The 15,575-nt window shown below is 57.9% G+C and carries 11 protein-coding genes; 10 read left to right on the top strand and 1 reads right to left on the bottom strand.

Annotation, left to right across the window (positions count from 1 at the left end; genetic code table 11):
• Window positions 1–75 precede the first annotated feature (75 nt).
• From BN3796_RS06850 to gntU, 4 genes are all read left to right on the top strand, one after another.
• Entirely contained in the window at window positions 76–771 is a 696-nt protein-coding gene (locus BN3796_RS06850; RefSeq protein ID WP_061707638.1) for a pirin family protein, read from the top strand.
• Window positions 772–870: 99 nt separating this feature from the next.
• Window positions 871–1,866 (top strand): gluconate operon transcriptional repressor GntR, encoded by a 996-nt coding sequence (gntR, locus tag BN3796_RS06855; RefSeq protein ID WP_061707639.1) that lies wholly within the window; start codon window positions 871–873, stop codon window positions 1,864–1,866.
• 126 nt (window positions 1,867–1,992) lie between these two features.
• On the top strand, window positions 1,993–2,520 hold the full coding sequence (gene gntK, locus BN3796_RS06860; protein ID WP_061707640.1) for a gluconokinase: 528 nt from the start codon (window positions 1,993–1,995) through the stop codon (window positions 2,518–2,520).
• A 3-nt stretch (window positions 2,521–2,523) separates the two neighbouring features.
• Window positions 2,524–3,864, top strand: coding sequence for a gluconate transporter (gene gntU, locus BN3796_RS06865; protein WP_061707641.1), 1,341 nt, complete (start codon window positions 2,524–2,526; stop codon window positions 3,862–3,864).
• 95 nt (window positions 3,865–3,959) lie between these two features.
• On the opposite strand, the gene BN3796_RS06870 is transcribed toward gntU, so the two are convergent.
• On the bottom strand, window positions 3,960–4,553 hold the full coding sequence (locus BN3796_RS06870) for a YhgN family NAAT transporter (RefSeq protein ID WP_061707642.1): 594 nt from the start codon (window positions 4,551–4,553) through the stop codon (window positions 3,960–3,962).
• Window positions 4,554–4,729: 176 nt separating this feature from the next.
• Here BN3796_RS06870 and asd point away from each other — a divergent pair, with 176 nt between their 5' ends.
• The 6 genes from asd (at window position 4,730) to glgP (ending at window position 15,442) form a co-directional block, all read left to right on the top strand.
• Complete coding sequence (gene asd, locus BN3796_RS06875) at window positions 4,730–5,836, top strand: aspartate-semialdehyde dehydrogenase (protein ID WP_061707643.1); 1,107 nt, start codon at window positions 4,730–4,732, stop codon at window positions 5,834–5,836.
• 237 nt (window positions 5,837–6,073) lie between these two features.
• Complete coding sequence (glgB, locus tag BN3796_RS06880) at window positions 6,074–8,260, top strand: 1,4-alpha-glucan branching enzyme (protein WP_061707644.1); 2,187 nt, start codon at window positions 6,074–6,076, stop codon at window positions 8,258–8,260.
• Window positions 8,257–10,230: a glycogen debranching protein GlgX gene (gene glgX, locus BN3796_RS06885; RefSeq protein ID WP_061707645.1), complete on the top strand. Its 1,974-nt coding sequence runs from the start codon at window positions 8,257–8,259 to the stop codon at window positions 10,228–10,230. Before glgB ends, glgX begins: the two co-directional genes overlap by 4 nt.
• Window positions 10,231–10,247: 17 nt before the next feature.
• Entirely contained in the window at window positions 10,248–11,543 is a 1,296-nt protein-coding gene (gene glgC, locus BN3796_RS06890; RefSeq protein ID WP_061707646.1) for a glucose-1-phosphate adenylyltransferase, read from the top strand.
• Window positions 11,543–12,976: a glycogen synthase GlgA gene (gene glgA / locus BN3796_RS06895; protein WP_061707647.1), complete on the top strand. Its 1,434-nt coding sequence runs from the start codon at window positions 11,543–11,545 to the stop codon at window positions 12,974–12,976. Before glgC ends, glgA begins: the two co-directional genes overlap by 1 nt.
• A gap of 18 nt (window positions 12,977–12,994) precedes the next feature.
• The gene (gene glgP / locus BN3796_RS06900; RefSeq protein ID WP_061707648.1) at window positions 12,995–15,442 is read left to right on the top strand and encodes a glycogen phosphorylase; all 2,448 of its coding nucleotides are present in this window, start codon (window positions 12,995–12,997) and stop codon (window positions 15,440–15,442) included.
• Window positions 15,443–15,575 lie beyond the last annotated feature (133 nt).

Genomic DNA, 15,575 nt, shown 5'->3' on the forward strand with positions numbered 1-15,575 from the left:
GTCAATTTTCACCCTCTATCATCCCAAACGGTTTGCGTCCACACTTACTCCATCAAAACGAACGGGGTGAAAAAAATGATCTATTTACGCAAAGCAAACGAACGTGGTCACGCGAATCATGGCTGGCTGGACTCATGGCATACCTTCTCGTTTGCCGACTACTATGACCCGAACTTTATGGGCTTCTCGGCGCTTCGCGTTATTAACGACGACGTGATCGATGCCGGCCAGGGCTTCGGCACCCACCCGCACAAGGACATGGAAATCCTGACCTATGTGCTGGAAGGGGCGGTCGAACACCAGGACAGCATGGGCAATAAAGAGCAGGTGCCAGCGGGTGAGTTCCAGATCATGAGTGCGGGAACGGGCGTGCGTCACTCCGAGTACAACCCGAGCAAAACGGAAAAACTGCACCTTTATCAAATCTGGATCATCCCGGAAAAGACCGGCATCATGCCGCGCTATGAGCAGCGCCGCTTCGACGCGGACCAGGGCAAGCAGCTGGTGCTCTCTCCGGATGCCCGTGACGGCTCGCTGAAGGTGAACCAGGATATGACCCTCTACCGCTGGGCGCTGGCGAAAGAGGAGCAGTCGGTGCATCAGATTGCCGCGAACCGCCGCGTCTGGATCCAGGTGGTGAAAGGTAACGTGACCATCAACGGCACCAAAGCTTCCACCAGCGACGGCCTGGCGATCTGGGATGAGCAGGCGATCTCCGTCCACGCCGACAGCGCGAGCGAAATTCTGCTCTTCGATCTGCCACCGGTCTGATGCAGAGAAATAAATCACAACCTTCCCCTTTCTGAGAGGAAGGTTGTTGTATCTCCGTGGTAAACTGAGAAAATCTCTCACTACAGATCTCTCAGGAAGATGAAAAAGAAACGCCCCGTACTTCAGGATGTAGCCGATCGCGTCGGCGTGACCAAAATGACGGTCAGCCGTTTTATACGTAACCCGGAGCAGGTCTCCGTCGCGTTGCGTGGCAAGATTGCCGCTGCCCTGGATGAACTGGGTTATATTCCCAACCGCGCCCCCGATATTCTCTCTAACGCCACCAGCCGTGCGGTAGGTGTCCTGCTTCCTTCCTTAACCAACCAAGTTTTTGCCGAAGTGCTGCGCGGAATCGAAAGCGTCACCGACGCTTATGGCTATCAGACCATGCTCGCCCACTACGGATACAAGCCGGAGCTGGAAGAGGAGCGCCTGGAATCGATGCTCTCCTGGAATATCGACGGCCTGATCTTAACGGAGCGAACCCACACGCCGCGCACGCTGAAGATGATTCAGGTGGCGGGCATTCCGGTGGTCGAGCTGATGGACAGCCAGTCCCCCTGTCTCGATATCGCCGTCGGCTTCGATAACTTTGAGGCGGCCCGGCAGATGACGGCGGCGATAGTCGCCCGCGGCCATCGCCACGTGGCTTATCTTGGCGCACGTCTGGATGAACGTACTATCATCAAACAGAAGGGATACGAGCAGGCGATGCTGGAGGCGGGCTTAACGCCCTACAGCGTCATGGTCGAGCAGTCCTCTTCCTACTCCTCGGGCATTGAGCTGATGCGCCAGGCGCGTCGCGAATATCCGCAGCTTGACGGGATCTTCTGCACCAATGATGACCTTGCGGTCGGCGCCGCCTTCGAGTGCCAGCGCCTGGGGCTTTCCATCCCGGAAGATATGGCGATTGCCGGTTTCCACGGCCACGATATCGGCCAGGTGATGGAGCCGCGGCTGGCGAGCGTACTGACGCCACGCGAACGCATGGGCCGTATCGGAGCGGAGCGGCTACTGGCGCGCATCCGTGGAGAGACGGTTACCCCTAAAATGTTAGATTTAGGTTTCACCTTGTCACCGGGCGGTTCAATTTAAGCTGACAAATTTGAAGTGGGTCACACTTATTCACTTCATGCACGTCCGCATATTGCTTCTCTATTGCCCCGGCAGGACAATGTTACCGATAACTGTTACCCGTAACAATTGACTGAGGGACTCCCTTTGAGCACGACTAATCATGATCACCACGTTTACGTCCTGATGGGCGTTTCCGGTAGCGGTAAATCAGCCGTGGCAAGCGAAGTGGCGCATCAGCTTCACGCCGCGTTTCTGGACGGCGATTTCCTTCATCCGCGCAGCAACATTATGAAAATGGCCGCCGGCCAGCCGCTGAACGACGACGATCGTAAACCGTGGTTACAGGCGCTGAACGATGCCGCATTTGCCATGCAGCGCACCAATAAAGTCTCGCTGATTGTCTGCTCAGCGCTGAAAAAGCATTACCGCGATCTGCTTCGCGAGGGCAATCCCAATCTCTCTTTCATCTACCTGAAAGGGGAGTTTGAGGTGATCGAGAGCCGCCTTAAGGCGCGCAAAGGCCATTTCTTCAAGACCCAGATGCTGGTCACGCAGTTCGAAACGCTGCAGGAGCCGGGCGTGGATGAAAATGATGTGCTGGTGGTCGATATCAATCAACCGCTGGAAGGTGTGGTGGCAAGTACCATCGAGGTCATAACCAAAAGGCAGTAAGTTTTGAGTACATTAACGTTAGTGTTAACAGCAGTGGGCTCCGTATTACTGCTGCTGTTTTTAGTGATGAAGGCGCGTATGCACGCCTTCGTTGCTTTGATGGTGGTTTCTATTGGCGCCGGTCTCTTTTCCGGCATGCCGCTCGACAAGATCGCGGCGACTATGGAAAAAGGGATGGGTGGTACGCTGGGCTTTCTGGCGATTGTGGTCGCCCTGGGGGCGATGTTCGGCAAGATCCTGCATGAGACCGGCGCGGTCGACCAGATTGCCGTCAAAATGCTGAAATCCTTCGGCCACAGCCGGGCGCACTATGCAATTGGTCTGGCTGGCCTGATCTGCGCGCTGCCGCTCTTCTTTGAAGTGGCGGTGGTGTTGCTGATTAGCGTAGCTTTTTCCATGGCGCGCCATACTGGTACGAACCTCGTGAAGCTGGTGATTCCGCTCTTTGCGGGCGTGGCGGCGGCTGCGGCGTTTCTGCTGCCGGGGCCGGCGCCGATGCTGCTGGCCTCCCAGATGCACGCCGACTTTGGCTGGATGATCCTGATTGGCCTGTGCGCCGCGATCCCGGGGATGATTATCGCCGGGCCGCTGTGGGGCAACTTCATCAGCCGTTACGTGGAGCTGCGCATTCCTGACGACATCACCGAGCCGCACCTGGGGGAGGGCAAGATGCCGTCGTTTGGCTTTAGCCTGTCGCTGATCCTGCTGCCGCTGGTGCTGGTGGGGCTGAAAACTATCGCCGCCCGCTTTGTGGCGGAAGGTTCCACTGTTTACGAGTGGTTTGAGTTTATCGGTCATCCCTTCACCGCAATTCTGGTGGCCTGTCTGGTTGCGATTTATGGCCTGGCGATGCGTCAGGGCATGGCGAAAGACAGAGTGATGGAGATTTGCGGCCACGCGCTGCAGCCAGCGGGCATTATTCTGCTGGTGATCGGCGCAGGCGGCGTGTTCAAGCAGGTGCTGGTGGATTCCGGCGTCGGTCCTGCGCTCGGCGAAGCGCTGACCGGCATGGGGCTGCCGATTGCCCTTACCTGCTTTGTGCTGGCGGGAGCGGTGCGTATTATCCAGGGCTCTGCAACCGTGGCCTGCCTGACGGCGGTCGGTCTGGTGATGCCGGTGATTGAACAGCTGCACTATTCCGGCGCACAGATGGCGGCGCTCTCGATCTGCATCGCGGGCGGCTCTATTGTGGTATCGCATGTGAACGACGCGGGCTTCTGGCTGTTTGGTAAATTTACCGGGGCCACCGAAGCGCAAACCCTGAAAACCTGGACGCTGATGGAGACCATCCTCGGCACGACGGGGGCGATTGTCGGGATGATCGCGTTTACGCTGCTGAGCTAAACGTTGTGCCCGGCGGCGCTTCGCTTGCCGGGCCTACAAAAAACGCCGAACCGTAGGCCGGGTAAGCGCATGCGCTACCCGGCTTTTTTACATCTTTATCCTTTCATCCACGCCCGGATCCCGTCCAGGAACATCTGGGTCGCCATCATCACCAGAATCAGCCCCATTAATCGCTCCAGCGCGTTCACCCCTTTCTCGCCCAGCAGGCGCAAAAAGAGCGAGGATTGCATCAGGATGGCGAATGTCCCGCCCCAGGCGAGCAGCAGGGCAATCACCAGATGGCCTATCTGGTTTGGATACTGGTGCGACAGCAGCATCAGCGTGGCAAGAATTGTTGGGCCGGCCACCAGCGGAATGGCGAGCGGCACGATAAACGGCTCCTCGCCCGCAGGCAGGCCGCTGCTCCCCCCTTCGGCGCTCGGGAAAATCATCTTAATGGCGATCAGAAACAGGATAATGCCCCCGGAAATCGAGACCGTCTCCGCGCGCAGATTAAGGAAAGCGAGGATTCGCTCGCCCGCAAAGAGGAAGATCAGCATCAGCAACAGGGCGATGAGCAGCTCGCGGATCATGATGGCCCGACGGCGTTTCGGCTCGGTATGCTTCAGCACCGACATGAAGATGGGTAAGTTGCCAAGCGGATCCATGATCAGGATCAGTAACACCGTTGCGGAAATGATTTCAGTCATAAATATTTATCCAGATTATCTTTGCGGTTTTTGTCATAATTAGCGGCATTACTGATAGCGGCGCCATCATTGATTAATTTCACTTGCGACTTTGGCAGCATTTTGTAATGTGAAGGCTATGCCAGTAGTTTTCTGGTCCGCATCTTTAAGCACAACACCTCGCAGGAACACACGCTATGAAAAACGTTGGTTTTATCGGCTGGCGCGGTATGGTCGGCTCTGTACTCATGCAACGCATGGTGGAAGAGCATGACTTTGACGCGATTCGTCCGGTTTTCTTCTCCACTTCTCAGTTCGGGCAAGCTGCGCCCGCGTTTGGCGGCGCCTCTACGGGCACGCTTCAGGACGCGTTCGATCTGGAAGCGCTGAAGGCACTCGATATTATCGTGACCTGCCAGGGCGGCGATTATACCAACGAAATGTATCCAAAGCTGCGTGAAAGCGGCTGGCAGGGCTACTGGATCGATGCGGCCTCGTCGCTGCGTATGAAAGATGACGCCATTATTATTCTCGACCCGGTGAACCAGGCGGTCATTAACGACGGCCTGAACAACGGGGTTAAAACCTTCGTTGGCGGTAACTGCACCGTCAGCCTGATGCTGATGTCTCTCGGCGGCCTGTTTGCCCAGGACCTGGTTGAATGGGTCTCCGTGGCGACCTACCAGGCGGCTTCCGGCGGCGGCGCGCGCCATATGCGCGAACTGCTGAGCCAGATGGGGCAGCTGCATCACCACGTGGCGGATGAGCTGGCGAACCCGGCCTCTGCTATTCTCGATATCGAACGTAAAGTAACCGCGCTCTCCCGCAGCGGCGAACTGCCGGTGGACAACTTCGGCGTACCGCTGGCGGGCAGCCTGATTCCGTGGATCGACAAACAGCTCGACAACGGACAGAGCCGCGAAGAGTGGAAAGGCCAGGCGGAGACCAACAAAATCCTCGCCACCTCGTCGGTCATTCCGGTGGATGGTCTCTGCGTGCGCATCGGCGCGCTGCGCTGCCACAGCCAGGCCTTCACCATCAAACTGAAAAAAGATGTGTCGATCCCGACCGTGGAAGAGCTGCTGGCTGCGCACAATCCGTGGGCAAAAGTGGTGCCAAACGATCGCGACATCACCATGCGCGAGCTGACCCCGGCGGCGGTCACCGGCACGCTGAGCACCCCGGTAGGCCGTCTGCGCAAGCTGAACATGGGGCCGGAATACCTTTCCGCCTTTACCGTGGGCGATCAGCTACTGTGGGGTGCCGCAGAACCGCTGCGCCGCATGCTGCGCCAGCTGGCGTAACAATTTGTAAAATCTCAGGGGTGCATTGTCACCCCTTTTTTTGCGTACTAAAGGAGTAAAACGCAGATGTCTTATATTTTATCAGGAGTCATTTAGAGCGTTGGCTATGCTTTATGGAAGATTTAGATCTTACCTGAGGTAGGACGGAGCAGAGTGGATTAACTGCACCGTTCAGGTCACATAAAAAGTTGCCCGGAGCGCTTACAGGGGCAACGTTAAAAAAACAGGATGAAAACCATGTCGAGTCGTGTTGATAGAGACGTGATGAATGCGCTTATTGCGGGTCATTTTGCTGACCCCTTCTCTGTGCTAGGGATGCACAGAACCGAGGCCGGGCTGGAAGTCCGCGCCCTGCTGCCCGATGCCACCGAAGTCTGGGTTATCGAGCCAAAAACTGGTCGTAAAGTGGGCAAACTGGAGTGCCTCGACTCACGCGGATTCTTTTCCGGCGTGATCCCTCGTCGAAAAAACTTCTTCCGTTATCAGCTTGCCGTCGTCTGGCACGGCCAGGCAAATCTGATAGACGATCCTTACAGCTTTGGCCCGCTCCTGAAGGAGATGGACGCCTGGCTGCTCAGTGAAGGTACTCACCTGCGTCCGTATGAGACGCTGGGCGCCCATGCCGATACGATGGAAGGCATTACCGGTACGCGTTTCTCCGTCTGGGCGCCGAATGCCCAGCGCGTATCCGTGGTGGGACAGTTCAACTACTGGGACGGCCGCCGTCACCCGATGCGCCTGCGTCGCGAAACCGGCATCTGGGAGCTTTTTATCCCCGGCGCCCACACCGGCCAGCTCTATAAGTTTGAGCTGATCGACGCGCGCGGCAACCTGCGCATTAAGGCTGACCCGTACGCCTTCGAGGCGCAGATGCGCCCGGAGACCGCGTCAATGATCTGCGGCCTGCCGGAGAAAGTGACCCAGACCGAGGAGCGCAAGCGGGCGAACCGCTTTGATGCCCCCATCTCCATCTACGAGGTGCATCTCGGCTCCTGGCGTCGCCATACCGACAACAATTTCTGGCTGAGCTACCGCGAGCTCGCCGACCAGCTGGTGCCTTACGCCAAATGGATGGGCTTTACCCACCTCGAGCTGTTGCCCATTAACGAGCACCCCTTCGACGGCAGCTGGGGCTATCAGCCGACCGGCCTCTACGCGCCGACGCGCCGCTTTGGTACCCGCGATGATTTCCGCTATTTCATCGACGCTGCCCACGCCGCAGGGTTGAACGTTATTCTCGACTGGGTGCCGGGTCACTTCCCGTCGGATGAGTTTGGGCTGGCCGATTTTGACGGCACCAGCCTCTACGAGCACAGCGATCCGCGCGAAGGTTACCACCAGGACTGGAATACCCTGATCTATAACTATGGCCGCCGCGAAGTGGCGAACTATCTGGTGGGGAACGCTCTCTACTGGATCGAGCGCTTCGGCATCGACGCCCTGCGCGTGGACGCCGTCGCCTCCATGATCTATCGCGACTACAGCCGCAAAGAGGGAGAATGGATCCCGAACGAGTATGGCGGGCGTGAAAACCTCGAGGCCATTGAGTTTCTGCGCAACACCAACCGCATTCTCGGCGAGCAGATCGACGGCGCGGTCACCATGGCGGAAGAGTCCACCGACTTCCCGGGCGTTTCGCGTCCACCGTCAGCGGGCGGGCTGGGCTTCTGGTTCAAGTGGAACCTGGGCTGGATGCACGACACCCTCGATTACATGAAGCTCGATCCGGTCTACCGCCAGTATCATCAGGACAAGCTCACCTTCGGTATGCTCTATAACTATACCGAGAACTTTGTGCTGCCGCTTTCGCACGACGAAGTGGTACATGGCAAAAAATCGATCCTCGACCGTATGCCGGGCGACGCGTGGCAGAAGTTCGCCAACCTGCGCGCCTACTACGGCTGGATGTTCGCCTTCCCGGGTAAAAAACTGCTGTTTATGGGCAATGAGTTCGCCCAGGGCCGCGAGTGGAACCACGACAGCAGCCTCGACTGGCATCTGCTGGAAGGGGGCGACAACTGGCACCACGGCGTACAGAGACTGGTGCGTGACCTCAACCATACCTACCGCGCGCACAAGGCGCTGCACGAGCTCGATTTCGACGGCTACGGCTTCGAGTGGCTGGTGGTGGATGACAACGAACGTTCGGTGCTGATCTTTGTCCGCCGCGACAGCCAGGGCAACGAGATCATCGTCGCCAGTAACTTTACCCCGGTGCCGCGCCACGACTATCGCTTTGGCGTAAACCAGGCGGGTAAATGGCGGGAGATCGTTAATACCGACTCCATCCACTACCACGGCAGCAACGCGGGTAACGGCGGTAGCGTACATACCGACGAAATTGAAAGCCATGGCCGTCCTAACTCCCTGAGTCTGACCCTGCCGCCGCTGGCCACTATCTGGCTGGTCCGGGAGGGGGCATGACGCGTCTGACAACAGGCCAGCCCTCACCGGCAGGCGCCTGTTACGACGGCAAAGGGGTTAACTTCACCCTTTTTTCCTCCCATGCGGAGTGGGTGGAGCTGTGCATCTTTGATGAAGCGGGGCAGGAGCACCGCTTCGATATGCCCGGACGCAGCGGCGATATCTGGCACGGCTATCTGGCGGGCGCTAAGCCCGGCCTGCGCTACGGCTATCGCGTGCATGGCCAGTGGGAGCCGTCGAAAGGGTTGCGTTTTAACCCGGCCAAGCTGCTGCTCGATCCCTGCGCCCATCGGGTGGATGGCGATGTGAAAGACGATCCGCTTTTTCATATCGGTCACGATGAGCCGGATCACCGGGACAGCGCTCCTGTCGCGCCGAAAAGCGTGGTGGTGAGCGACGCCTATGACTGGGAAGATGACGCGCCCCCCAATATCCCGTGGGGCATTACCGTTATCTATGAAGCGCACGTGAAGGGGCTAACCTGGCTGCATCCGGCTATCCCGGAGGAGATCCGCGGTACCTATCGCGCGCTCGGCCATCCGGTGATGATCGACTATTTCAAACAGCTGGGGATCACCACGCTCGAGCTGATGCCGGTGGCCCATTTCGCGCATGAGCCGCGCCTGCTGCGCCTCGGATTAAGCAACTACTGGGGCTACAACCCGCTGGCGATGTTTGCGCTGGAGCCGCGCTATGCCACCCACCCGGACAGGGCGCGGGATGAGTTTCGCGATGCGGTGAAAGCGCTGCATCAGGCGGGGATCGAGGTGATTCTGGATATCGTGCTTAACCATAGCGCCGAACTGGATCTCGATGGCCCCACGCTCTCCCTGCGCGGAATAGATAACCCTGGCTATTATTGGATCAGGGAAAACGGTGATTACTACAACTGGACCGGCTGTGGTAACACCCTCAACCTGAGCCATCCGGCGGTCGCCGACTATGCGCACGCGTGTCTGAAGTACTGGGTGGAAACCTATCATGTGGACGGTTTCCGCTTTGACCTGGCGACGGTCATGGGGCGCACGCCGGCCTTTAGCCAGCAGGCGCCGCTCTTTGAAGCGATTAAAAATTGTCCGGTTCTCTCACGCGTGAAGCTCATCGCCGAGCCGTGGGATGTGGGCGAAGGCGGCTATCAGGTGGGCAATTTCCCGCCGTTGTTTGCCGAATGGAACGACCACTTCCGCGATGCGGCGCGGCGTTTCTGGCTCACGCGGGATCTCTCTTTGGGCGACATGGCCGGCCGTATCGCCGGCTCAGACGATCTCTTTAAACATAGCGGCAGGCTGCCGTCGGCCTCCATTAACCTGGTGACCGCTCACGACGGTTTTACGCTGCGGGACTGCGTTTGTTTCAATCAGAAACACAATGAAGCGAACGGGGAAGAGAATCGCGATGGAACTAACAATAACCATAGTTTTAATCATGGTATAGAAGGATTAGAGAGCAATCAGCACATCATGGAGCGTCGACGGGCCAGCGTCCACGCTCTGTTGACCACGCTATTGCTGTCGCAAGGTACACCCATGCTGCTGGCAGGCGATGAACATGGCCACAGCCAGCACGGTAATAATAATGCCTACTGTCAGGATAACCCTCTGACCTGGCTGGACTGGAAGCAGGCAAACAGCGGCTTAACCCATTTTACCGCCGCGTTGATCCGCCTTCGCCACACCATCCCCGCATTGACGGCGGATCGCTGGTGGGAAGAGGGGGATGGCAACGTACGCTGGTTAAATAAAGAGGCGCAGCCGCTGGAGGCGCATGAGTGGCAACACGGCATACCTTGCCTGCAAATTTTGTTGTCGGATAAATGGCTGATGACTTTTAACGCGACGGATAACGTTGTGGATTTTGTTTTACCTGACGGGGAATGGCGCGCCATTCCTCCTTTCGCCGGAGCGGATAACCCGGTTGTGATGGCTGTCTGGCACGGGCCTGCGCACGGAGTCTGCGCATTTAAGAGATGATAAAAAAGGAGTTAGTCATGGTTAGGTTAGAGAAGAACGATCCCCTGATGTTGGCACGCCAGCTGCCTTTAAAAACGGTAGCCCTGATATTGGCTGGCGGCCGCGGTACCCGACTCAAAGATTTAACAATCAAGCGTGCCAAGCCTGCCGTCCATTTTGGCGGCAAGTTCCGCATTATCGATTTTGCCCTGTCCAACTGCCTGAACTCAGGCATTCGCCGTATCGGCGTCATCACCCAGTATCAGTCGCACACCCTGGTGCAGCATATCCAGCGCGGCTGGTCCTTCTTCAGCGAGGAGATGAACGAGTTTGTCGATCTGCTTCCCGCTCAGCAGCGCGTACACGGTGAAAACTGGTACCGCGGTACGGCGGATGCCGTCACCCAGAACCTCGATATTATCCGCCGCTACAACGCCGAATATGTCGTGATCCTCGCGGGCGACCATATCTACAAGCAAGACTACTCGCGCATGCTGATCGACCACGTGGAAAAAGGGGCGCGCTGCACCGTGGCCTGTCTGCCGGTGCCCAAAGCCGAAGCGACAGCGTTCGGCGTCATGCATGTGGACGAGAACGACAAGATTATCGACTTTGTGGAAAAACCGGCCAACCCGCCGACCATGCCGGGGGATGACACCAAATCTCTCGCCAGTATGGGTATCTATGTCTTTGACGCCGATTACCTGTATGAGCTGCTGGAAGAGGACGACAAAGACGAAAAATCGAGCCACGATTTCGGTAAAGATATCATTCCTAAAATCACCCAGGCGGGTATGGCGTTTGCCCATCCTTTCCCGCTCTCCTGCGTACAGTCCGATCCGCAGGCGGAACCTTACTGGCGTGATGTCGGTACGCTCGAAGCGTACTGGAAAGCGAACCTCGACCTCGCTTCCGTTACGCCGGAACTCGATATGTATGACCAGAACTGGCCGATCCGTACCCATATGGAGTCGCTGCCGCCTGCCAAATTTGTGCAGGATCGCTCCGGCAGCCACGGCATGACGCTGAACTCGCTGGTCTCTGGCGGCTGCATCATCTCCGGCTCGGTGGTCGTGCAGTCCGTTCTGTTCCCGCGCGTGCGCGTGAACTCATTCTGCAATATTGACTCGTCGGTACTCTTACCGGACGTCTGGGTAGGCCGCTCATGCCGCCTGCGCCGCTGTGTTATCGACCGTGCCTGCGTCATTCCTGAAGGCATGGTAATTGGGGAGAATGCGGAGGAGGACGCACGCCGTTTCTACCGCTCGCAAGAAGGCATCGTGCTGGTCACGCGAGAAATGCTGCGTAAACTGCACTTCAAACAGGAGCGATAATGCAGGTTTTACATGTATGTTCTGAGATGTTCCCGCTGCTCAAAACGGGCGGGTTAGCGGATGTTCTTGGCGCATTGCCTGCGGCGCAGATTGCCTGCGGCATTGATACTCGTGTGCTGTTGCCTGCGTTCCCGGATATTCGACGCGGCATCCCCGATGCGCAGGTGGTCACTCGCCGTGACACCTTTGCCGGGAGGATCTCCCTGCTGTTTGGTCACTACAACGGCGTCGGCATCTACCTGATCGACGCGCCGCATCTTTATGACCGCCCGGGGAGCCCATACCACGACACCAACCTCTTCGCCTATACCGATAACGTGCTGCGTTTTGCGCTGCTCGGTTGGGTGGGGGCCGAGATGGCCAGCGGGCTTGATCCATTCTGGCGGCCAAATATTGTGCATGCCCACGACTGGCACGCGGGCCTGACGCCCGCCTATCTGGCAGCGCGCGGCAACCCGGCAAAGTCGGTCTTTACGGTGCACAACCTGGCCTACCAGGGGATGTATTATGCGCATCATATGGATGACATCGATCTGCCACGGTCATTCTTTAATATGCATGGCGTGGAATTTAACGGCCAGATCTCCTTTTTAAAAGCGGGGCTGTATTACGCTGACCACATTACGGCAGTCAGCCCAACCTACGCCCGGGAGATTACCCAGCCGGAGTTTGGCTACGGCATGGAAGGGCTGCTGCGCCAGCGCCATCTTGAAGGGCGTCTTTCCGGTATTCTCAACGGCGTGGATGAGAAGATCTGGAATCCGGAAGATGACCTGCTGCTGGCGTCGCGCTATAACCGCGACTCGGTAGAAGATAAGGCGGAGAACAAGCGTCAGCTGCAGATTGCGATGGGGCTGAAGGTTAACGACAAAGTGCCTCTGTTTGCGGTGGTGAGCCGCCTGACCAGCCAGAAAGGGCTGGATCTGGTGCTGGAAGCGCTGCCGGGCCTGCTGGAGCAGGGCGGCCAGCTGGCGCTGCTGGGGGCGGGCGATCCGGTCCTGCAGGAGGGCTTCCTGGCGGCGGCGGCGGAGCACCCGGGGCAGGTCGGGGTGCAGATCGGCTATCACGAGGCGTTCTCTCACCGCATTATGGGTGGCGCGGACGTTATCCTGGTGCCGAGCCGTTTTGAGCCGTGCGGCTTAACCCAGCTGTATGGCCTGAAATATGGCACCCTGCCGCTGGTGCGCCGCACCGGCGGGCTGGCGGATACGGTCTCCGACACTTCGCTGGAGAACCTGGCAGATGGAATTGCCACCGGATTTTCGTTTGAAGATAGCAACGCCTGGTCGCTGCTACGGGCGATTCGGCGTGCATTTGTATTGTGGTCGCGTCCCTCTCTCTGGCGTTACGTACAACGTCAGGCGATGGCAATGGACTTTAGCTGGCACGTGGCGGCGCAGTCTTACCGCGACCTGTATCAACGCTTGATGTAACAAGGCGGAATCATTTGTATGAATGCACCTTTTAGCTATGCATCCCCCACGCTTAGCGTGGAGGCGTTGAAGCACTCCATCGCCTACAAGCTGATGTTCACCATTGGCAAAGATCCGGCGATCGCCAACAAGCATGAGTGGCTCAACGCCACGCTGTTTGCCGTGCGCGATCGCATGGTCGAACGCTGGCTGCGTTCAAACCGGGCCCAGCTATCGCAAGAGACGCGGCAGGTCTATTACCTGTCGATGGAGTTTCTGATTGGCCGTACCCTCTCTAACGCGCTGCTGTCGCTTGGCATCTATGAGGATGTAAAGAACGCGTTAGAAGAGATGGGGCTCGATCTGGAAGAGCTGATCGATGAAGAGAACGACCCGGGCCTCGGTAACGGCGGCCTGGGGCGACTGGCCGCCTGTTTCCTCGATTCGCTGGCGACGCTGGCTCTGCCGGGACGCGGCTATGGCATCCGCTACGATTACGGCATGTTCAAGCAGAACATCGTCGACGGGCGGCAGAAAGAGTCTCCTGACTACTGGCTGGACTACGGCAACCCGTGGGAATTTAAACGCCACAATACCCGCTATAAGGTCCGCTTTGGCGGACGTATTCAACAGGAAGGTAAAAAAACGCGCTGGATCGAAACCGAAGAGATCCTCGCGGTGGCCTACGATCAGATCATTCCCGGCTACGACACGGACGCCACCAACACGCTGCGTCTGTGGAACGCCCAGGCCAGTAGCGAGATCAACCTCGGTAAATTTAACCAGGGCGACTACTTTGCAGCGGTAGAGGATAAGAACCACTCCGAGAACGTATCGCGCGTGCTCTATCCGGACGACTCAACCTACTCCGGGCGCGAGCTGCGCCTGCGTCAGGAGTATTTCCTGGTCTCTGCGACGGTCCAGGACATTCTCAGCCGCCACTATCAGCTGCATAAGACCTACAAAAATCTCGCGGATAAGATCGCCATTCACCTGAATGACACCCATCCGGTCCTCTCCATCCCGGAACTGATGCGGCTGCTGATCGATGAGCATAAATTCAGCTGGGACGACGCCTTTGAAGTGGCCTGTCAGGTCTTCTCTTACACCAACCACACGCTGATGAGCGAGGCGCTGGAGACCTGGCCGGTGGATATGCTGGGTAAAATCCTGCCGCGTCATCTGCAGATTATCTTTGAGATTAACGACTACTTCCTGAAGATGGTTCAGGAGCAATATCCCAACGACACCGGCCTGCTGAGCCGCACCTCGATCATTGACGAATCCAATGGTCGCCGCGTGCGTATGGCGTGGCTGGCGGTGGTGATTAGCCACAAGGTAAACGGTGTATCCGAACTGCACTCCAACCTGATGGTGCAGTCGCTATTTGCCGATTTTGCCCGCATTTTCCCGACGCGCTTTTGCAACGTCACGAACGGCGTTACGCCGCGCCGCTGGCTGGCGCTGGCGAACCCGTCGCTCTCCGACGTGCTGGACGAACATATCGGACGCACGTGGCGTACCGATCTGAGCCAGCTGAGCGAGCTGGAACAGCATGTGGATTACCCGCTGGTGAACAAGGCGGTACGTGACGCCAAGCTGCAGAATAAAAAGCGGCTGGCGCTGCAGATCGCCCAGCACCAGAACGTGGTGGTCAATCCGAAGGCGCTGTTTGATGTGCAGATCAAACGCATCCATGAGTACAAGCGTCAGCTGATGAATGTGCTGCATGTGATCACCCGCTACAACCGCATCAAGGCGGACCCCGAAGCCGACTGGGTGCCGCGGGTAAATATCTTCGCCGGGAAAGCGGCCTCGGCCTACTACATGGCGAAGCATATCATCCATCTGATTAACGATGTGGCGAAGGTGATTAACAACGATGCGGAGATTGGGGACAGGCTGAAGGTAGTCTTTATTCCGAACTACGGCGTCAGCCTGGCGCAGCTTATCATCCCGGCGGCGGATCTCTCCGAGCAGATCTCAACGGCGGGAACGGAAGCGTCCGGTACCAGCAACATGAAATTTGCCCTTAACGGCGCGCTGACCATCGGCACGCTGGATGGCGCAAACGTGGAGATGCTGGAACATGTCGGCGCGGATAACATCTTTATCTTCGGCAACACGGCAGAAGAGGTGGAGGCGTTACGCCGCAAGGGTTACAACCCGCGCGACTACTACGAGCAGGACGAGGAGCTGCGCCAGGTCTTAACGCAGATCGCCACCGGCGTCTTTAGCCCCGACGAGCCGGGCCGTTACCGGGATCTGGTCGATTCGCTGATTAACTTCGGGGATCACTATCAGGTTCTGGCGGACTACCGCAGCTACGTGGACTGCCAGGATAAGGTGGATGAGCTCTACCGCAACGAGGAGGAGTGGACCACGAAAACGATGCATAACATCGCCAATATGGGCTATTTCTCTTCTGACAGAACCATTCAGGAGTATGCGGAGAATATCTGGCATATCGATCCGGTGAGGCTGTAAACGGGGTGGGGGCGGCAGGCCCCTCACCCCGGCCCTCTCCCCACAGGGGAGAGGGAGAAAAGCGGGTACCGGACGGTCTCCTCAGCCCTGCGGGGAGAGGGAGAAAAGGGGGTACCGGACGGTCTTCTCAGCC

The sequence above is a fragment of the Pseudenterobacter timonensis genome, from assembly GCF_900021175.1.
GTDB classification, from domain to species: domain Bacteria; phylum Pseudomonadota; class Gammaproteobacteria; order Enterobacterales; family Enterobacteriaceae; genus Enterobacter; species Enterobacter timonensis.

Bases quoted from the DNA above. Each gene is read 5' to 3' on its own strand.
- asd (WP_061707643.1), top strand. From the start codon at position 4,730: ATGAAAAACGTTGGTTTTATCGGCTGGCGCGGTATGGTCGGCTCTGTA.
- gntR (WP_061707639.1), top strand. From the start codon at position 871: ATGAAAAAGAAACGCCCCGTACTTCAGGATGTAGCCGATCGCGTCGGC.
- glgP (WP_061707648.1), top strand. From the start codon at position 12,995: ATGAATGCACCTTTTAGCTATGCATCCCCCACGCTTAGCGTGGAGGCG.
- glgA (WP_061707647.1), top strand. From the start codon at position 11,543: ATGCAGGTTTTACATGTATGTTCTGAGATGTTCCCGCTGCTCAAAACG.
- BN3796_RS06850 (WP_061707638.1), top strand. From the start codon at position 76: ATGATCTATTTACGCAAAGCAAACGAACGTGGTCACGCGAATCATGGC.
- glgB (WP_061707644.1), top strand. From the start codon at position 6,074: ATGTCGAGTCGTGTTGATAGAGACGTGATGAATGCGCTTATTGCGGGT.
- glgC (WP_061707646.1), top strand. From the start codon at position 10,248: ATGGTTAGGTTAGAGAAGAACGATCCCCTGATGTTGGCACGCCAGCTG.
- glgX (WP_061707645.1), top strand. From the start codon at position 8,257: ATGACGCGTCTGACAACAGGCCAGCCCTCACCGGCAGGCGCCTGTTAC.
- BN3796_RS06870 (WP_061707642.1), bottom strand. From the start codon at position 4,553: ATGACTGAAATCATTTCCGCAACGGTGTTACTGATCCTGATCATGGAT.